This is a genomic window from Pseudomonas sp., from assembly GCF_050739935.1.
Classification (GTDB): Bacteria; Pseudomonadota; Gammaproteobacteria; order Pseudomonadales; family Pseudomonadaceae; genus Aquipseudomonas.
Genome location: NZ_JBOICF010000022.1, coordinates 70,133 through 89,646, shown reverse-complemented (window position 1 = coordinate 89,646; position 19,514 = coordinate 70,133). Strand labels below are relative to the sequence as shown.

Below are 19,514 nucleotides of genomic sequence, written 5' to 3'. Positions count from 1 at the left end.
CCATCCGAAATTTGACGCTGAGGTCTGCCTGCACCCATCCCGCGGATAGTATCGACGCGCTCGCAGACGAGTGTGTCATGGAGCCAGCCTTGAGTACCCTCTCGGAAATTGCAGCAAATCTTATGAAGCGTGAACGTATGACTGAGGGTTCCGGCGCGGAAACTGCGGCGCAGGACGCGATGGGTTGGGAGCAATTGATGACGCTGTCGAAGGAAAAAGACGTACACAAGTGGCAGGCGGCACTCACCGAACTCGTCAACAACGCCCCGGGAAAGCGGCGCGTGACGGTATTGCGGGTGATTGAAGGCGGTTTGTCCTGATTGACGCTGTCCGTTAGGCGCTATTATTCGGCTCGTTGGCGTTAGCCGGAACACGATCAAGGGCGTACAGTTGCGAACACTGTCCTTGTCATGACCGGATTTTGCCGATGAGCCGTCCTCGTTTCTTACCCGATAACTTCACGCTGGCCTTGGTCGCGGTGGTCATCATTGCCAGTTTGCTACCCGCCAGCGGCCAGGTGGCCGTGGGTTTCGGCTGGTTGACCAATATCGCGATTGCGCTGCTGTTTTTTTTGCACGGCGCCAAGCTGTCACGTGAATCGATCATCGCCGGTGCAGGCCACTGGCGTCTGCATTTGCTGGTATTCGGGCTGACTTTCGTGGTGTTTCCGCTACTGGGTCTGGCGCTCAAGCCGGTGCTGTCACCGCTGATCGGCAAAGATCTCTACATGGGCATCCTGTATCTCTGCGCGCTGCCTGCGACAGTGCAATCGGCGATCGCCTTTACCTCCCTGGCGCGCGGCAATATTCCGGCGGCAATCTGCAGCGCGGCTGCGTCGAGTCTGTTCGGGATTTTTCTCACGCCGCTGCTGGTCACTCTGCTGCTGAACGTTCACGGCGAAGGCGGCTCGACCGTCGATGCCATCGTCAAAATCAGCGTGCAATTGCTATTGCCGTTCGTGGTGGGGCAAATCGCTCGTCGCTGGATCGGCGGCTGGGTCGGGCGCAACAAGAGCTGGCTGAAATATGTCGATCAGGGTTCGATTCTGCTGGTGGTTTACGGCGCTTTCAGCGAAGCGGTGAATGAGGGCATCTGGCACAAGATTCCGCTGTGGGATCTGGCGACGCTTGTCGTCGTATGTTGCGTGTTGCTGGCGTTGGTGTTGTCGATTTCGACACTGTTGGGCAGGCTGTTTGGCTTCAGTCTGGAGGACCGCATTACCATTCTGTTCTGCGGCTCTAAGAAGAGTCTGGCCACAGGCGTGCCGATGGCTCAGGTGCTGTTTGCCGGTAGTACCATCGGCGTCTTGATCCTGCCGCTGATGTTGTTCCATCAGATTCAGCTGATGGTCTGCGCGGTGCTTGCCCAGCGCTATGCCCGGCGCAACGAGCCTGTGGCCGAGCTGATGGCGCAGGTCGATCCTTGATCCCCGCACCGCTTCCCTGAAATGACAAAGCCCCGATGATTCGGGGCTTTGTCATTCGATAGCTCACGCTTGCGCCAACTGCTCCTCATATTCCTTCACATAATCCCCCGCCAACGTTTCCTTCTGTTTGTCATCCAGCAGCTTTCCGGCCATCTGGAAGAACTTGTGCTCTTCTTCCTCGAGATGGTGATGAACCTTCTCCGACAGCTTTTTCGCCGTCGCAAGCCAGGCCGGACTGGACATCTCAGTTTCATCCAGTTCCTCTATCATCTCGTCCATCTCGTGATGTTCGGAAATGGCGTGGCGGCTCAGGTCGACGCCGTTGTCGTACTGCATCAGCGGTATATAGAAGAACCGTTCCTCGGCGGTTTCGTGCGCCTGGAGCTCAGCTTTGAGCTGCTCATAGGCCTCGACACGGTCCTTGCTGTCCCCGTGCGTCTCAATCAGCGCATCGGCGTAGCCGCGCTGGCGCTCATGGCTTTCTCTCAAGGCTTCGAAGATGTTCAAAATGTCTTCCTCAATCGGGGCAGGTTCGCCGCTTAATGCCTAGACCCGACAGGCGAGCGTACGTTCACCCCGGCCTTGCGGCATAAGCTTAGAACCATACGTTTCTTTCATAATTCTTATCACTTTTTATAATAAAAACGACTTTAAGCTTGTGCGCTCATGCTTTTCGGGACTGAGCGTTTCAGCCATTGAGCCTCATACCGTTCCCTTCCCAACACCCAAGGATCGCCATGTCCCTACGTAAACTCATCGTCGCTTGCACCTTGCTGCTGGCGACCGTCACGGTGCACGCCGAGCAGGTCATCAACATCGGTTACCAGCGCTCATCGACGCTGTGGATCCTGCTCAAGAACGACGGTCAGCTGGAACAGCGCCTCAAGCCATTGGGTTTTACCGTCAACTGGCATGAGTTCAGCAGTGGGCTGTTGAGTGCAATGAATGCGGGGAGTGTCGATCTGCATGCTGACGTTGCTGATGCTTTCGCCCTGTTCACGCAGGCGGCGAATACGCCGTTGACCTATTACGCGCGGGAAAACCCGTCGCCAACCGCGCAAGCGATCATCGTGCAGGACAACTCGCCAATCCGCAGCGTCGCGGATCTCAAAGGCAAGAGCGTCGCAGTTTCGAAGGGTTCGGGCAGCAATTTCCTGCTCATCTCGGCACTCAAGAAGGCCGGCCTGACGCTGGCCGACATCAAGCCGGTTTACCTGGAGGCGCCGGACGGCGTGGCCGCATTCTCCAGCGGCAATGTCGATGCATGGGCGATCTGGGACCCGTTCTTCGCGACCCAGCAACGTGAGCACCACGTTCGTGTGTTGGCCGACGGTACTGATGGCGTCGCCAATTACAACCGTTTCTATGTCGCCAATACCAGCTTCGCCAAGGCCCATCCGGAAGTCCTGCAAGTGGTGTTCGACACCCTTCATCAGGCCGGACAGTGGGTCAAAGGGCATCCGCAGGAAGCCGCGAAGAATCTCGCGCCGCTGTGGGGCAACATCCCGCCTGAAACCGTGGAACTGGCCAACCAGCGCCGCAGCTACGACATCGTCCCGGTCAAGATCGATGAGTTGGCCGAGCAGCAGCGCATCGCCGATTACTACTTCGATGCGAAGCTGATCCCCAAACCTTTGAAGATTTCCGATATATCAGTCTGGGTTCCGCAGGCCGAACCTAAATCCGAATAGGGCAGGAGAGCGTTCATGAGCCGTCAAATTCACTTTTCTGCCTTTCTGCTGACCGGGCCGGTCATTCACAGTCACGCGGCCTGGCGTCACCCGGAAACGGTGGGTAACTACCTCGATCCGGACTACTACGCGCGCACCGCAAAGGTAGTGGAAGAGGGATTGTTCGACTTTCTGTTTTTCGCCGATCGTCTGGCAGTCGGCGATCAAATGGGCGGGTCGCGGGATCTGGCGTTGCGTTACGGCGCGCAGGATGCAACGCGGCTGGACCCGCTGCCGATTCTCTCCTACCTGGTCGGGCAGACCAGCAAACTGGGGCTGGGCGCCACGCGTTCGACCACCTACTACGAGCCCGCGCACATCGCCCGCGAGTTCGCCACCCTCGATCACCTCTCGCGAGGGCGCGCGGCCTGGAACATTGTGACTTCGATGAACGACAGCGAAGGGCGCCTGTTCGGCAAGGACAAGCATCTTGAGCATGACCTGCGTTACGACCGGGCCGATGAGTTCGTCGAAGTCGCGTTGAAGCTCTGGCGCAGTTGGGCGCCTGGCGCGCTGAAGCTGGACCGCGAAAGCGGCGTGCTGGCCGATCCTGACAAGATCACCTCGGTGCAGCATCACGGTGAGTGGTTCAAGGTCGAAGGTCCGCTGAACATCCCACGCACGCCGCAGGGCAGGCCGGTGCTGATTCAGGCAGGTTCCTCGGGGCGCGGACGGCGTTTCGGCGCACGTTGGGCGGAGGCGATTTTCACCATCCATCCACATTTGAAGGCTATGCAGGCATTTCGCGAGGATGTGCGTGGGCAGGTGGTGCAGCAGGGTCGCACGGCCGATAGCTGCAAGGTGCTGACGGCGGTCATGCCCTTCATCGGTGGCAGCGAGGCTGAAGCCCGCGCCAAACGTGACAAGCACAATGCCCTGGCGCGCCCGGAGCTGGGGCTGGTGACGCTGGCATCGCAGTTGAACGTCGATCTGTCGCCGTTTCCGCTGTCGGCCACGCTGGCTGAGATTGCCCGTGCGCCGTCGATCCACCCGGCAGCGGCTGAGAAGCTGTTGATGCAGGGGGCAGACACGACCCTGGAGCAACTTGGCAGAATCTTTGCCAGCAGCGTACGCGTGCCGCAACTGGTGGGCACCGGCGCACAGATTGCCGATCAACTGGCCGAGCTATTCACCCAGGGTGGCTGCGACGGTTTTGTCATCTCGCCGGCATATCTGCCGGGTTCGTTCACCGAGTTCGTCGAAAGCGTGATCCCGCATCTGCAGCGCAAGGGGCTGTTTCGTACAGGCTATGAAGGCTCGACGCTGCGCGAGCATTTGGGGTTGTCGGCGCTGGAAGATTGAGGGAACTTCGTTTTTAGCCGCACGGCTTGTCTGCAATCCAAATAAAACCTCTGTAGGAGCGAATTCATTCGCGAGAAATGGGTCAGGCGACAGAGATGCATCGTCTGAACCTCTGTCTCGCGAATGAATTCGCTCCCACAGGTCAGTCAGCTGTCGCAAGCCGGACCGCTACGGGGCCGATGGGGGCGGTTGAAATCTGCGATCCACACATCAAACCGCTGTAGGAGCGAATTCATTCGCGAAAAATGGGCAGACGACAGAGATGCATCGTCTGAACCCCCGTCTCGCGAATGAATTCGCTCCCACAGGTCAGTCAGCCATCGCAAGCCGGACCGCTACAGGTCGATGGAGGCGCGGTTGAAGTCTGCGATCCACACATCGAACCGCTGTGGGAGCGAATTCATTCGCGAAAAATGAGGTTAGGCGAAAGCGATGTATCGCTTGAACCTTTGTCTCGCGAATGAATTCGCTCCCACAGGTCAGTCAGCCGTCGCAAGCCGGACGGCTGCAGCTCGATGGGGGCGCGGTTGAAATTTGCACCCCGTACAGCAACCCGACAGCATCCTCGATCGATGACGGGCTGACATGCCAGACATGCTGCGTATGATGGGCCCGACGTTTTCTGAAAGGGCCCGTTCGCAATGATGAAGTTTTTCGCCGCGCTGCTTTGTGTGTTCACAGGTTTCGCCCATGCCGGACCTGAACTGCTCACCGATCTGGCTTTGCCTTACCTCGCTGCGGCCCCCGCACATTCCAATGACAAACCGCTGATTATCTTCCTGCACGGCTATGGCAGTGACGAACGCGACCTGTTCGGCATCAAGGACGAGCTGTCGCAGGATTACACGTACCTGTCGGTGCGTGCGCCTGGGGAGGTCGATGGCGGTGGCTATAAGTGGTTCACCCAGGACACCGATCAGGCCGAATACGAGGGCGTGACCGGCGATGTGGACAAAAGCACGGATTTGCTCAGGACCTTCATCGAACAGGCCACGGAAAAATACGCTACGCAGCCTGACAAGGTAATCCTGGTGGGCTTCAGCCAGGGCGCGATGATGAGTTATCAGATCGGCCTGCAGCATCCCGAGCTCGTTCGCGGCATTGCGCCGCTGAGCGGCAAGATTCTCGCGGGGCTCAAGGGGCGGTTGAAAGCGGATGATCGGCTGAAGTCACTGAAGGTGTTCATCGGCCATGGCACTGCTGACTACCGCGTGCCGTTCGCAGGTGCCACCGACGCGCAGACTGCGCTGGAAACGCTGCTGGTGACGCCGGAGTTTCATGCCTACCCAGGGGCTGGGCACACCATCACCTCGGCGGAAGTGGGAGATTTGAAGACGTGGATTGAAGCGCAGTTGAGATAGCTATCATCTGTCGGTGGCGATCCCATCGGTGTCCCGATACCGCTGACCTGGCACGAATCTCTGTGGGAGCGAATTCATTCGCGAAAAATGAGTCGGGCGACAGAAATGGATCGTCTGAACCTCTGTCTCGCGAATAAATTCGCTCCCACAGGGGGCCCGTATCTGGCCAGTCGCACCCAAATCCCCTGTAGCAGTCCGGCTTGCCGGCGGTAGCGATCTCTCGCGTGTCACCGCCGGTAAGCCGTGCTGTTGCAGAGCGCGTTCAAGCGTCAATCATGCAACCCATCACAACCCCGGACTCTCCGAAGCCCCCGCCGAGGCTGCTTTCCGGTAGCGAATTGAGTGCATCATCACCGAAAGCATCTGCCGGGCGTGGCGCAACAACTGGCGACCGGGCTCGATGAGTTGATTCTGCCGGCCCTGCTTCTGAAATAGGATGATGCCGATCTGTTGTTCCAGCCGTTGCATGTGCGGAGTCACCGACGATTGCATGCCGACAACTGCGCGCCGGCACCGGCGACGCTGTGATGTCGACGACGGCGACAAAGGTGCGTAGCGGTTCGAAGTCGAGGGTGGTGGAGATAACGTATGACTCGCCTATGTGGGTTGAAACGCGATCCCTTGTAGGGCCGGCTTGCTGGCGAACCGCGGGGTATCAGCGCAATAATCGTTGATGAAACAAATCCCCTGGGAGTGAACTTGCTCACGAAGGGCCGGTACATTCGCTCAATCTTCGCGGCTGGACCTCAGCCTTCATGAGCAAGCTCACTCCCACAAGATTTCGCCAGTCTCTTGATCTAGCAACACGAAAGAACCGCGAGAATTCCATGAGCCAAACAGTCTCCCCGCAACAACTGCAAGCCTGGCTGTTCGACGGGCAGGAAATTGCCCTGTTCGACGTGCGCGAGCATGGTCAGTACGGCGAAGCGCATCTGTTTCACGGGGTAAACCTGCCCTACAGCCGTCTTGAAATCGAGGTCCGTCGCTTGGCGCCCAACCCCGGCGTGCGCCTGGTGATCTACGACCAGACCGGCAGCGATGTTTCGGTCAACGCCGCGCAACGTCTGCTTGAGCTGGGCTACACCCGCATTCACGTGCTCGAAGGCGGCGCCCAGGGCTGGCAGGCGGCCGGGTTGCAGCTGTTCGCCGGGGTGCATGTGCCTTCGAAAGCCTTTGGCGAGCTGGTTGAAGAGGCCAGTCATACGCCGCATATCAGCGCTACTGAACTGGCCGCATGGCAGGCCAGGGGCGAGCCGTTGGTGCTGCTCGACGGTCGCCCGTTCGACGAATACCGCAAGATGACCATTCCCGGTTCCGTGTGCTGCCCCAACGGCGAACTGGGCTATCGCCTCAACGATCTGGTGACGGACGAAACCACCCCCATCGTGGTCAACTGCGCCGGTCGCACCCGCAGCATCATCGGCGCGCAGACCTTGATCGATCTGGGCGTGAAGAACCCGGTTTACGCGCTGGAGAACGGCACCCAAGGCTGGTACCTCGCCGACCTGCCGCTGGAATATGGCAGCAACCGACGTTATGCGGACGTTTCGTCAGCCGACGCACTGACTGAACGGCGTGAAGCGGCGCGACGTCTGGCCCGGCGTGCGGGTGCGCAAACGGTCAATGCGCAGCAGGTCGCCGCCTGGGCGAACGATGCTTCGCGCAGCTTGTTTCTGTGCGATGTGCGCACCCCGGAAGAATTCGCCTTCGGCAGTCTGCCCGGCGCGCAACATACACCGGGTGGACAATTGATTCAGTCCACAGACCTGTACATTGGCGTGCGTCAGGCGCGGCTGGTGTTGTTCGACGACGATGGTGTACGTGCTCCGGTCGTCGCCAGTTGGTTGCGCCAATTGGGGCATGAGACCTATGTGCTGGAGGATGGTTTGCACAGTGGTCTCGCGTTGCCGGTCGGCACGTTCTCCAGCCCATTGACGCTGCCTGAAATCAGCGCCGCCGAGTTGGCGGATTCATTGCGTGAAGATGCCGTTACGCTAGTCGATCTGCGCGGCAGCATGGCTTATCGCAAGGCGCATATTGCCGGTTCAGTGTGGTCGATTCGTTCGCGGCTGGCGGATGATCTGGCCGCCGAGCCCAAACCGATCGTGCTGATCGCCGATCATCCACACGTCGCAGCGCTTGCGGCGGGCGAATTGCCCGAGCAGCAGCGTCAGCAGGTGCGTTGGCTGGAATTCCAGGCATGGCAGGCCGCCGGGTTCGCGCTCAGTGAAGACGCCAGTAAGCCGCCGAACGAGCAGTGCATCGATTTTCTGTTCTTCACCCACGACCGGCATTCCGGCAACAAGGCCGCGGCTCGTCAGTATCTGGCATGGGAAATCGGCCTGTTGGGGCAGATGACTGAACAGGAAATTGCCAGCTTAAAACCGCTTGCCAGTCACGCCGGTGAAAGCCGGGTGCGCACGCGGCTGGTGCATGCCGCCCGTGGCGAGAAGGGCAGTGGCGTGCGCGGCGTCAATCCGCCGGTGTCGCGCATGAGTACGGTGCTGTTCGACAGCCTTGGCGAGATGCGCGATGCCCGTAAACGCCGGGACACCGAGCGTGTGCTGAGCTACGGCGCCCGTGGCAACCCGACGGCGTTCGAACTGGAGGACTTGGTAACCGAGCTGGAAGGCGGCTACCGCACCCGGCTGTTCGGCACCGGCCTGGCGGCGGTGGCGCAGACGTTCCTGGCGTACCTGCGGCCCGGCGATCACGTGCTGATCACCGACGCGGTGTATTCGCCGGTGCGTCAGGTTGCCGAGGAATTCCTCGACTCGTTCGGCATTGAGTACAGCTATTTCAACGCCGATGGCAGCGAGCTGGAAGCCAAGCTGCAGGCCAACACCAAAATGGTCTACGCCGAAGTACCGGGTTCGTTGCTGTATGAGCTAGCCGATCTGCCAGCCATCGCGGCACTGTGCAAGCCTCGCGGGATTCTGTTGGCGATCGACAACACCTACGGCTCGGGCTATCAGTACCGGCCGCTGACGCTGGGCGCGGACATTTCCATCATGGCCCTGACCAAATATCTGGCTGGGCATAGCGATGTGATGATGGGCAGCGTGTGCACCACTCAATCCGTATGGCAGCCACTGGCAGTGATGACCGATACCTTCGGCAGTACCGTCAGCCCGGACGATGCCTATCTGGTCCTGCGCGGCGCCCGAACGTTGGCAACCCGGCTGGATGTCCACGAGCGCCAAGCCCTGCAAGTCGCCCGATGGTTGCAGCAACATCCGCGGGTCAAACGCGTGTTCCACCCGGCGCTGCCCGACCATCCGAACCATGCCCTGTGGAAACGCGACTTCAACGGCAGCAACGGCCTGCTGACGTTCGAATTGGCCGACAACGACCCCAGACACCTGGAGCAATTCATCGACGCCCTGCACCTGTTTGGCCTCGGCGCATCCTGGGGCGGCTTCGAGAGTCTGGTCATCACCGCCAACGTCCGCGACCGCGAAAACGCAGACAACAAGACGCTCAACCCACTGCTGCGGCTGCATATCGGGCTGGAAGACGTCAGCGCGCTGATCGAGGATCTGGAAAGAGGGTTTGCGGCGATTCGGTGACGCCTGGATATCACATCAACTTGTAGGAGCCGGCTTGCTGGCGAAGGCGTCATCTCAAACTCTTGCATCGAAAGACATACCCCATAGCAGCACGCTCGCCGACGTTGACGCCCGCAAAATCGCCACCGCCGGCAAGCCGCGCAGCTACAGACGACTCACCGAATTTTTCAAAAACACCGGCAACCCGATGATGCCTGGATATTCACGCCAACTTGTAGGAGCCGGCTTGCTGGTGAAGGCGTCATCTCAAACTCTTGCATCGAAAGACATACCCCATAGCAGCACAGCTCGCCGACGTTGACGCCCGCAAAATCGCCACCGCCGGCAAGCCGCGCAGCTACAGACGACTCACCGATTCTTCAAAAACACCAGCAATGCCAGCAGTGGGAACGCACTCCCGACCACCACGATCCAGGTCCAGCCGCCGTGGTCGTAGAGGGCGCTGGCGATGACCGAGCCGATGGCGCCGCCGAGGAAGATACTGGTCATGTACAGCGCATTCAGGCGACTGCGGCTCTTGGCATCCAGGGCATAAACCGCACGCTGGCCAACGACCATGTTCATCTGCACGCAGAAATCCAGAACCACTCCCGTCACCGCCATGCCGATCACAGCGTATGCGGGCTGGATCAGGCTCGGCAGAAAGCTCAGGGCGCCGAACAGCATCGCGCACAGGCTGGCAACACGGGTATGACCGGCGTCGGCCAGCCTTCCGGCGATTGGCGCAGCAATGGCACCGATGGCGCCGACCAGGGCAAACAGCGCGATCTGGCTCTGCGACAAACCATGATTGCGCGCCAGTTCCAGCGGCACCGCCGTCCAGAACAGGCTGAAGGTGGCGAACATGCACGCCTGGTAAAACGCCCGTTGCCGCAGCACCGGTTGTTTGCGCAGCAAGGTCCACAGCGACTTGAGCAGTTGGCCGTAGCTGGCGTTATGGGCCGGTTGATGCTTGGGAATGGTGGTGGCCAGCACCACACTGATCAGCAGCATCATCACGGCCGCCGTCCCGAACACGGCGCGCCAGCCGAAGTGGTCGGCGATTAGGCTGGATGCTGGACGAGCCAGCAAAATGCCCAACAGCAATCCGCCCATGATGCTGCCAACCACTCGCCCACGGGTTTCCTCCGGCGCCAGATGCGCCGCCAGCGGAATCAGAATTTGCACCGCCACCGAACTGAACCCCACCAACAGCGACGCCAGGAGAAACAGGTTCGGCGTTTGCGCAAAGGCTGCGCTCAGCAGACTCAGGATCGCCACCGCCGTGGTGATCATCATCAAACGGCGGTTTTCCAGCAGATCTCCCAGCGGCACCAAAAAAAACAGACCCAAGGCATAACCGATCTGAGTCAGCGATACGATGAAACTTGCCAGTGTGCTCGACAGCCCGATATCCGGAGCGATAAGCCCGATGATGGGCTGGGCGTAATAGATATTGGCTACGATCGCGCCGCAGCAAAACGCGAACAGGATTGCCAGCCCCTTGGTCATGGTTGCAACCGGATTAGTCTGGGAGATTGAGGTCATGGGTCACTCGATTGTGCGGCGCATCGTCGGCGGAACTCTCTGCGACGGCGCATGGAAAAGGATGGCGACGAGGCTAACGCCTTTTCATTGCGTTAAGAAGCGCTATCAGATCGATATGATTTATGCATGAGAGGAATGATTGAATCTTCGTCACTGAACACACCCGTCACCCAGTCGAAACTTTTCCTCTCTCGCCCCGGTCACTGCTACACACACTCCTTGGGAACTAACGCGATGGCTCGGGCAATCTGGAAGGGCGCAATCAGCTTCGGGCTGGTGCATATTCCTGTGGCGCTGGTGTCTGCGACCTCGCAGCAGGGCGTCGACTTCGACTGGCTGGACAAGCGCAGCATGGATCCGGTCGGTTACAAACGCATCAATAAGGTCACCGGCAAGGAGATGACCAAGGAGAACATCGTCAAGGGTGTGCAGTACGAGAAAGGCCGCTACGTGGTGATCAGCGAAGAAGAAATTCGCTCCGCGCATCCCAAGTCCACGCAAACGATCGATATCTTCGGTTTCGTCGACAGCGCGCAGATTCCCCTGCAGAACATCGACACGCCTTACTTCCTCGCGCCCGACAAGCGCGGCGAGAAGGTCTACGCTTTGTTACGGCAGACGCTGGTGGATACCGGCAAGGTCGCACTGGCTCATGTGGTGATCCGCACCAGCCAGCACTTGGCGGCGGTGATGCCGCTGGACTCGGCGATCATTCTGGTGTTGCTACGCTGGCCGGCCGAGGTGCGCGGCATCGACAGTCTGGATCTGCCCAAGGAAGCCACCGACGTCAAGCTCAGCAAGAGCGAACTGGACATGGCCAAGCGGCTGGTCAAGGACATGAGCACCGAGTGGTCGCCAGACGACGAAGAGTACCGTGACACCTTCCAGGACCAGATCATGACGCTGGTCGAGACCAAGGCCCGGGAAGGCAAAATCGAAGATGTGGAAACCGACGCTGGCGAAACCGAGCGCAAATCCGCTGATGTCATCGATCTGACTGAGTTGCTCAAACGCAGTCTGGGCAGCCGGGGTGGTTCTGCCAAAACCCCAGCGGATACCAAACCTGCCAGCAAGAGCAAAACCGCAGCCGCTGATGATGCACCTGCGGCCAAACGGCGAGCCCCTGCGAGGAAAAAGACGACCAAGGCGTCCTGAAAAAACGCGCCTTGTTCAGAGCCGTTCCCATGAGAACCGTTCCCTTGAGAACACGGCGCAGAGGTTGAATCGATCATGGCAAAACCTGTGAGTGAGTACACCCGCAAGCGCAATTTCGACATCACGTCCGAGCCCGCCGAAACCCCGGACCGGCCGCGCACCAGCAAGGACAAGGCGCTGAGCTTCGTCATCCACAAGCACGATGCGCGCAATCTGCATTACGACTTTCGACTTGAGCTAGATGGCACCCTTAAGAGCTGGGCAGTGCCCAAGGGTCCGAGCCTTGACCCGAAGAACAAGCGTTTGGCGGTGCATGTCGAAGATCATCCGCTGGGCTACGGCACCTTCGAGGGCAGCATTCCCGAGGGGCAATATGGTGCCGGGGATGTCATCGTCTGGGATCGGGGCATCTGGCAGCCTCACGGCGATCCGCGAGCCACTTATAAGGCGGGTAAGCTTAAGTTCACCCTGATCGGCGAAAAACTCACGGGCGACTGGGCCTTGGTACGCACGCATCTGAGGGGCAATAGCGACAAGGAACAATGGCTGCTGATCAAGGAAAAGGATGCTGCCGTGCGCTCGGCGGACGAGTACGACATCGTCACCGACAAGCCGGAGAGCGTGGTCAGCGGTGCGACGGTGGGCGAGGGGCGAGCTCCCGCCAAAACCAGCAAACGCAAGGCTGCCTCTGCGCCTGAAGAGGACAAGAAGCCTGCCAATAAACCGGCCGGCAAGACCCCGGCGAAAAAGACCAAAATGCCGGAAAAACTCTCTCCGCAATTGGCGACATTGATGGACGCCCCACCCGAAGGCGAATGGCTGTACGAAATCAAGTTCGATGGTTATCGCATCATGACCCGTATTCTCGACGGCGAGGTGCGCCTGATCACCCGCAACGGCCATGACTGGACCGAGCGTCTGCCCTTGCAGGCCAAGGCCATCAGTCAATTGAATCTGGGCGATGGCTGGCTCGACGGTGAAGTCGTGGTACTCAACGACGCCGGTTTGCCTGACTTCCAGGCATTGCAGAATGCCTTCGAGATCGGCCGCAGCAAGGACATCGTCTATTACCTGTTCGATGTGCCGTTTCTCAATGGCGAGGACATTCGTGAGAAACCGGTAGAAGAACGTCGGGCGATCCTGAAAAAGCTGTTGGGTAGGCAAGGCAAGAGCCTGCTGCGATTCTCCGATGCGTTCTCGGCGAGCCATGGCGACATCATCGAGAGCGCATGTTTACTGTCGCTCGAGGGCGTGATTGGCAAGCGCGCCGGCAGTGGGTACCAGTCTCGCCGCAGCCCGGACTGGATCAAGCTCAAATGCAAGCTGCGTCAGGAGTTCGTCATCATCGGTTTCACCAAACCGCAAGGCGGTCGCAGCGGTTTTGGCGCGTTGCTGCTGGCGGTGAACGAGGAGGACGCGGGGTTGGTTTACGCCGGCAGAGTGGGCACCGGCTTCAACCAGAAAATGCTCGGCGAGATGTTCGAGCAACTCAAGACACTGGAACAGGACGCATCACCTCTTGGGAAAAAACTCACCAGCGCTCAGGCCCGTGGCGTGCACTGGATCAAACCGACGCTGGTCGGGGAAGTGGAGTTCGGTGAGTGGACCCGCGAAGGCATCATTCGCCATGCGTCGTTTGTCGCGTTGCGCAGTGACAAACCGGCCAGTGAAGTGGTCCATGAATACCCAAGAACCCCGAAAGACATCAAAGCCCCGTTCAAACCCAACGCCTCGAAAGCTGGCGCTAGCAAAGCCGACACGCCGGCTGAAAAAGCCAAGCCTGCCAGCAAAAAGGCAACCAAGGACAAGGTCGACGTCGCGGGCGTGCTGATCAGCCATCCCGAGCGGGTGATCGATTCCCAGAGCGGTCTGCACAAGATCGATCTCGCGCATTTCTACGAGTCGATCTCTGACTGGATTCTGCCCCACCTCGATCATCGTGCGGTTGCATTATTGCGTTGCCCGGAAGGCGTCGAAGGCGAACAGTTCTTTCAGAAACACTCCGAACGGCTGGCGATTCCCCACATCAAGCAGCTCGATCCCGGCCTCGACACGGGCCATGCGCGGCTGATGGAAATCGACAGCGTGCAGGCGCTGGTCGGGGCGGCACAGATGGGCACGATCGAGCTGCACACCTGGGGCTCGACCTATGACCAGATCGAGCTGCCGGACCATTTCGTCCTCGATCTCGACCCGGATCCGGATCTGCCGTGGCGCAGCATGATCGAAGCCACGCAGATGACCTTGGCGGTGCTCGACGAACTGGGCCTGGATGCGTATATCAAGACCAGCGGCGGCAAGGGCATGCACATCATCGTGCCGCTGGCGCGCAAGGCCGAATGGGAAACCGTGAAAGCTTTCGCCAAGGCGCTGGCGCAGTTCATTTCCCAACAACTGCCGGAGCGTTTCACCGCGACGTCCGGGCCGAAAAACCGGGTTGGCAAAATCTTCATCGACTACCTGCGCAACACCCGCGGCGCCAGCACCGTCGCCGCCTATTCGGTACGCGCGCGCCCAGGCTTGCCGGTTTCAGTGCCGATCGCTCGCGACGAACTGAGCGCCCTCAAGTCTTCGGCGCAGTGGAACATCGGCAATCTGCTCAAGCGCCTGCGCAAGCTCAAGGCCGATCCGTGGGCGGGGTACAAGAACACCCAGCGCATTACCAAGCCGATGTGGAAGCAATTGGGGGTCAAGGCGCCGGGGTGAAGACATTCGGAAGCGGCCATCGCCACCGGTGCCACTCGCGAGGAAGTGGCGGCGGCATTGGCGACAGCGATTTCGTTGAATGCGGGCGTGGCGTACATCTACTCGATGCATGCGTGGGAGGCGTATGAGGCGTTGAAGAAGTGACAACAACGCCGGTCCTTCGCACGAACCGATCTGCTCACGCCCTCGGTGCCGCAGATATGCTTGACGAAGCGGCGGGCTGCTTGAGTGCCCTCGGGTGAGTTGGGCAGGGCTGTAGGATCACGCGATTGTGATCTTATCTATTACCCAGAAACTCACGGCCACCACCAATATCAAGCAGCTGCCCAATACTGGGCCTGTTGTCCACATGCGCAAACTTAGCGGTACATGATCTGCTTCGTTTCGGTCGATCAAGCCACGCTTGTCGAGCAAGCCGCTCAACGTAAAGACCAACGCCACTGCACCCAGCCTGTTGAACCGTGCGATAGGGTCATTGCCTCGCCAGACGCTTTTCGTGTTCGAGACGATTCTGCAATTAACGAGGCGCTGCTCCGCAATGGGGAGCTTCCAATACGCAGAGAAAAGCAGGAGAGCCAAGTTCAGCACGGCCGATATGCTGATAGAAATTGCTATCCAGCCAGAAGTGTCGTGTCTCATCGTTCAATCTGCTCGAAGAGTTTGTCGCCAGCTTGCTCACCAAAATGAGACCCTGCCCGGCCGCCAGCATATGCGCCTAGGGAGCCTCCGATTACCGCGCATGCCAACGTGCCCACGCCCCCGGTCGGAATACCGATAGCTATGCAAACGGCGCCTGCGAGATAAGTTCCAGCGGTTCCACCAATCGCTGCTAATCCTATACCCACAGCCGTTTTACCACCTTCGACATACTTGGCCTCGGTGCATTGCTCCTCCCGCCCAACAGAACACGCCTCCTGAATCTCCAGCGCACCTACGCCGACATCCAGCGCAATCCCGACATACGTTCCTTTACTCATCGCGCTTGCCATTTTTGAAACGCCTTTGACGTGCTTGGCATACCCCGCAATCTCGCCCGTGTGCAGATAACTCTTGCTCGAAATACCCAGGATTCGCTTCATCTTGCCTTGGTTATTAAGGCCCGTTCCGAACCGGCCGATGCCTTTCAAGTGGGTGTCGATCCGGGTAAACAAGGCGCCTCGTTGTGCGAAAAACTGATCGTTGGTCAACGCTCCGGAACGCCAGCGCTGATGCAGCGTCTGGGTTTCCTTGAGCAGATTTTCAATTTCAGTCAGGTGTTTGCTCCATGCCCCCGTACTGGCACCGATCCCGATTGAGCCGTAAGTCATGATGCTTTGAAGCACATCGAAATTCTGGACCATGACTTTATTTTCAGTGTGCACGGTGCCGATCATGGCCATGCGCACGTTCTGGGCCAGCTGCCGCAACTGTGTTTCCTCGGGGGTACACATCTGCGCAGAGCCCTCGCTCACGACAACCACTTGCCCAGGCATGACGACTTCATTACGAATGTGAGAATTAAGCTGGTCGAACTTGGGGCGGGCACCGATGGGAATGGCGAGCCGGTGGTCGCGCAGGTAGGTGTAATTCTGGGTCTGGTCGTTGACGAATGCATAAGGTCTCGACATCGTTGAGCTTCTTATTCAGCGAAATGAAGAAGCGACGATAGAGACCCTATTTGGTAGATGTCATTAAACAAACCGTAAGCAATGGTGTGACTACAGAATCTTCGGAATGCTCCTACGTGAGCGTTGCAGCGCCGGTAGAGGCGCCGTTGGGGCGGACATGCGCGTTACGGGTTCGACGCTCACCCTTGCGACGCATGCCCATCCCCAACCTCCGCCGGGTAAAACTCGCCCTGCAAACCGAGCACCCGCAAGCGCTCGCGCACTTCGTTTTCGATTTCCAGCACCTGTTCCGCATTGTCGATGTCGTCAACCACCAGCCACACACCCTTGAGATTCTGATCGTGGGTGCCCTCGCTCATCATGTCGTGGGTAAAGGCCAGCTCTGATCGCCACAGGCACAGTTCGTCCTCGTTGTGGCCGGTTTCGGCCAGCGCCAGCGTCGAGGTCAGCCAGATTTCCTTGTAGGGCCGCAGGTCCGCTTCGGCGAGTTCTTGCTCAGTGATTACTGTTTTCATGTTCGTTGGCTCCGTGGTCAGTGCTTAAGGTGTGACGCGTGGCTGACGCTGAGCGTTCCCGCGATCTTGGCCCAACGGACGAAATGGTCGTTGAACCGAGACTGGCGTTTGGCGGTCGATCAATCATTGTCCGATCGGGAGACCCGCGATGGCCTGCTCCAGACGCTCGTTTCACATTGATGCCCATGCGCTGGCATGGGCGGCGCCATGAGCCGCCTGCATCCGTTCCAGACCCTGCAGGTCCAGCCCCATGAGCGGGCGGCGCTGTCGCTTGGTTTCGCGTTCCATTTCTGTGTGCTGGCCAGCTACTACCTGGTGCGCCCGCTGCGTGATGCCTTGGGGCTGGAAGGTGGCGCGGACAAGTTGCAATGGCTGTTCACGGCGACGTTCGTCGTCATGTTGATCGCCGTGCCGTTGTATGGCGCGATGGTGGCAAGGCTTGCGGCCAAGCGTTTCGTGCCGTTGGTGTATCGGCTGGTGGCGCTGTCGATGCTGATCTTCGGCTTGCTCATTTCCCGGCATGAGGCGCCGGTGCTGGTGGGGCGGGTGTTCTTCGTCTGGATCAGCGTCTACAACCTGTTCATCGTCACGGTGTTCTGGAGCGTGCTGGTCGACCGTTTTTCCAATGAGCAGGGCCGGCGGCTGTTCGGCTTCATTGCGGCGGGCGGCACGTTGGGCACCTTTATCGGGCCATTATTGGCAGCGACCATGGCAACCCACCTCGGCCCCTTGGCGCTGACCGTCGCCGCTGCCGTGCTGCTTGAGATCGCCGTGCGTTGCTATCGCGCCTTGCTGCTCAGGACCCAACCTCGCAGCCCGGATGAAGGGGGCGGGGGCGGTTATCAACGGCTGGGCGAAGAAAGTCGCAGCATGGGTGGCGGGGTATTGGCAGACGTGACGCTGATCCTCAAATCCTGCTATCTGCTGGGCCTGGTGTTGTTCATGCTGCTGCACACCAGCGCGGCGACCTTGCTGTATTTCGAGCAGGGCCGAATCGTCGCCGACAGTTATGCCAATGTGGCCGCGCGCACGCAGTTCTTCGCCTATGTGGACCTGACGGTGTCGGTGCTGACCCTGGTTTTCCAGCTGCTGTTGACGGCTCCGCTGATTCGCCTGGTCGGGATCGGTGGGGCGTTGGCGGCGATGCCGATTGCCACGCTGGTGGCCTTTGCCGCGATGGCGCTGGCACCGGTGCCTGCCAGCGTCGCGTTGGCTCAAGGGCTGCGCCGGGCCGTGGAGTTCGCCATCGTGCGGCCCGCGCGTGAGGTGTTGTGGACGGTGGTCAGCCGCGAAGAGAAGTACAAGGCCAAGAACGTCATCGAAACCCTGGTCTATCGCGGCGGCGACGCAGCCAGTGGCTGGTTGTCGGCAGGGCTTTCGACGCTGGGCGCCGGTTTTGGCCTGCTGGCGCTGTTGATCGTGCCGTTCGCCGGGCTCTGGAGTTGGCTGTCGGCGTGGCTGGCCGAACGGCAGGAAGAGAAAAAACGCGACGCTGAACACGGGAGACGTCCATGACCGACTCAAGGCTTTTCACCCGTAGACGATTGCTCACCCTCGCTGCTGGCGCGTCGGCAGCGCTGGCGTTCGATTTCGCGGCGGCGGGCGTCAATCCGCCATCAACCGCTGCCCCTGCCATTTCCGGTAATGGCAATAAAGGAGACCGCAAAATGCTCACCCGAAACATTCCTTCCAGTGGCGAAGCGCTGCCGATGATCGGCGTTGGCACCTATCGCGGGTTCGATGTCGCGCCGGGCAGTGATGAATACAAACTTTTGCCCAAAGTGCTCGATGAGTTGTTTGCGGCAGGCGGCACACTGATCGACAGCTCGCCCATGTACGGCCGCGCCGAGCAGAGCACTGGCGAGCTGCTGTCGATCCATGAGCCGCGCTCTCCGGCATTTCTCGCGACCAAAGTCTGGACCCGTGGCAAGCAGGAGGGCATCGCGCAGATGGAAGACTCCTTCCGGCTGCTGCAGACCGAGCGCATCGACCTGATGCAGATCCACAATCTGCTGGACTGGAAAACCCACCTGCCGACTCTGCGCGGGTGGAAAGAACAGGGACGCATTCGTTACATCGGCATCACCCATTACACCTCTTCAGCGTATGACGAAGTGGAAGCGGTGCTAAAGGCCGAGAAGCTGGATTTTCTGCAGATCAACTACGCACTGGATGATCGGGCGGTGGAGTCAAGGGTGTTGCCGTTGTGTCGGGAGCGGGGCGTGGCGGTCATCTGCAATCGGCCGTTCGGCGGCGGAGGTTTGCTCGGGCGTTTGCGCGGCCAACCGCTGCCGGGGTGGGCGGGGGAAGTGCAGGCCAACAGCTGGGCGCAGCTGGCGCTGAAATTCCTGATCTCCCACCCGGCAGTGACCTGCGCGATTCCGGGCACGGGCAATCCGAGATATATGAAGGAAAACGCCGCGGCGGCGGTGGGACCGTTGTTGACCGATGCACAACGGCAGCAGTTGATTGCGTTGGTGGGGTGAGCGCTGGGGCGAATCTCTCAAGGTGAGCACGATTCAAACTGTGGGAGCGAATGAACTCGCTCCCGAGGTTGAGTTTCCACAGTTGTCATTGGAGAAATGCATTCTTGCTGTAGGAGCCGGCTTGCTGGCG

The 19,514-nt window shown here is 59.6% G+C and carries 15 protein-coding genes and 2 pseudogenes; 12 read left to right on the top strand and 5 right to left on the bottom strand.

What is annotated here, in order from left to right:
* Positions 1 to 89 precede the first annotated feature (89 nt).
* Positions 90 to 320: a hypothetical protein gene (locus tag ACRER8_RS03205; RefSeq protein WP_431744907.1), complete on the top strand. Its 231-nt coding sequence runs from the start codon at positions 90 to 92 to the stop codon at positions 318 to 320.
* A 107-nt stretch (positions 321 to 427) separates the two neighbouring features.
* Positions 428 to 1,426, top strand: coding sequence for a bile acid:sodium symporter family protein (locus ACRER8_RS03200; RefSeq protein ID WP_431744906.1), 999 nt, complete (start codon positions 428 to 430; stop codon positions 1,424 to 1,426).
* Positions 1,427 to 1,489: 63 nt separating this feature from the next.
* Here ACRER8_RS03200 and ACRER8_RS03195 read toward each other — a convergent pair whose 3' ends face one another.
* Entirely contained in the window at positions 1,490 to 1,933 is a 444-nt protein-coding gene (locus ACRER8_RS03195) for a hemerythrin domain-containing protein (RefSeq protein WP_431744905.1), read from the bottom strand.
* Between the two features lie 230 nt (positions 1,934 to 2,163).
* Here ACRER8_RS03195 and ACRER8_RS03190 point away from each other — a divergent pair, with 230 nt between their 5' ends.
* The 3 genes from ACRER8_RS03190 to ACRER8_RS03180 all read left to right on the top strand — a co-directional run bounded on the left by ACRER8_RS03190 (position 2,164) and on the right by ACRER8_RS03180 (position 5,819).
* Positions 2,164 to 3,117 carry an aliphatic sulfonate ABC transporter substrate-binding protein gene (locus ACRER8_RS03190; RefSeq protein ID WP_431744904.1) on the top strand — a complete coding sequence of 318 codons (954 nt, stop codon included), beginning with the start codon at positions 2,164 to 2,166 and terminating at the stop codon, positions 3,115 to 3,117.
* Between the two features lie 15 nt (positions 3,118 to 3,132).
* Positions 3,133 to 4,458, top strand: a complete 1,326-nt coding sequence (locus ACRER8_RS03185) for an LLM class flavin-dependent oxidoreductase (RefSeq protein WP_431744903.1) — start codon at positions 3,133 to 3,135, stop codon at positions 4,456 to 4,458.
* 641 nt (positions 4,459 to 5,099) lie between these two features.
* Entirely contained in the window at positions 5,100 to 5,819 is a 720-nt protein-coding gene (locus tag ACRER8_RS03180) for an alpha/beta hydrolase (RefSeq protein WP_431744902.1), read from the top strand.
* A gap of 310 nt (positions 5,820 to 6,129) precedes the next feature.
* Here the strand turns inward: ACRER8_RS03180 and ACRER8_RS03175 are convergent.
* Positions 6,130 to 6,402, bottom strand: a pseudogene (locus ACRER8_RS03175) (LysR family transcriptional regulator); the annotation flags it as partial.
* A 244-nt stretch (positions 6,403 to 6,646) separates the two neighbouring features.
* Between ACRER8_RS03175 and metC the strand changes: the two are divergent.
* Complete coding sequence (gene metC / locus ACRER8_RS03170; protein WP_431744901.1) at positions 6,647 to 9,388, top strand: cystathionine beta-lyase; 2,742 nt, start codon at positions 6,647 to 6,649, stop codon at positions 9,386 to 9,388.
* A 34-nt stretch (positions 9,389 to 9,422) separates the two neighbouring features.
* Entirely contained in the window at positions 9,423 to 9,689 is a 267-nt protein-coding gene (locus tag ACRER8_RS03165) for a hypothetical protein (protein WP_431744900.1), read from the top strand.
* Between the two features lie 47 nt (positions 9,690 to 9,736).
* Here ACRER8_RS03165 and ACRER8_RS03160 read toward each other — a convergent pair whose 3' ends face one another.
* On the bottom strand, positions 9,737 to 10,915 hold the full coding sequence (locus ACRER8_RS03160) for an MFS transporter (RefSeq protein ID WP_431744899.1): 1,179 nt from the start codon (positions 10,913 to 10,915) through the stop codon (positions 9,737 to 9,739).
* A gap of 234 nt (positions 10,916 to 11,149) precedes the next feature.
* Between ACRER8_RS03160 and ACRER8_RS03155 the strand changes: the two genes are divergently transcribed.
* From ACRER8_RS03155 to ACRER8_RS03145, 3 genes and pseudogenes are all read left to right on the top strand, one after another.
* Positions 11,150 to 12,070 carry a Ku protein gene (locus ACRER8_RS03155; protein ID WP_431744898.1) on the top strand — a complete coding sequence of 307 codons (921 nt, stop codon included), beginning with the start codon at positions 11,150 to 11,152 and terminating at the stop codon, positions 12,068 to 12,070.
* A 75-nt stretch (positions 12,071 to 12,145) separates the two neighbouring features.
* The gene (gene ligD / locus ACRER8_RS03150) at positions 12,146 to 14,776 is read left to right on the top strand and encodes a DNA ligase D (protein ID WP_431744897.1); all 2,631 of its coding nucleotides are present in this window, start codon (positions 12,146 to 12,148) and stop codon (positions 14,774 to 14,776) included.
* A gap of 3 nt (positions 14,777 to 14,779) precedes the next feature.
* A pseudogene (locus ACRER8_RS03145) lies at positions 14,780 to 14,920 on the top strand (carboxymuconolactone decarboxylase family protein); the annotation flags it as partial.
* Positions 14,921 to 15,411: 491 nt separating this feature from the next.
* Here ACRER8_RS03145 and ACRER8_RS03140 read toward each other — a convergent pair.
* Positions 15,412 to 16,383 carry a hypothetical protein gene (locus ACRER8_RS03140; RefSeq protein WP_431744896.1) on the bottom strand — a complete coding sequence of 324 codons (972 nt, stop codon included), beginning with the start codon at positions 16,381 to 16,383 and terminating at the stop codon, positions 15,412 to 15,414.
* Between the two features lie 179 nt (positions 16,384 to 16,562).
* Positions 16,563 to 16,898 carry a hypothetical protein gene (locus ACRER8_RS03135; RefSeq protein WP_431744895.1) on the bottom strand — a complete coding sequence of 112 codons (336 nt, stop codon included), beginning with the start codon at positions 16,896 to 16,898 and terminating at the stop codon, positions 16,563 to 16,565.
* A 207-nt stretch (positions 16,899 to 17,105) separates the two neighbouring features.
* Between ACRER8_RS03135 and ACRER8_RS03130 the strand changes: the two genes are divergently transcribed.
* Positions 17,106 to 18,413, top strand: coding sequence for an NTP/NDP exchange transporter (locus ACRER8_RS03130; protein WP_431744894.1), 1,308 nt, complete (start codon positions 17,106 to 17,108; stop codon positions 18,411 to 18,413).
* Positions 18,410 to 19,384 carry an aldo/keto reductase gene (locus ACRER8_RS03125; protein WP_431744893.1) on the top strand — a complete coding sequence of 325 codons (975 nt, stop codon included), beginning with the start codon at positions 18,410 to 18,412 and terminating at the stop codon, positions 19,382 to 19,384. Before ACRER8_RS03130 ends, ACRER8_RS03125 begins: the two co-directional genes overlap by 4 nt.
* The last annotated feature ends 130 nt before the right edge of the window (positions 19,385 to 19,514 follow it).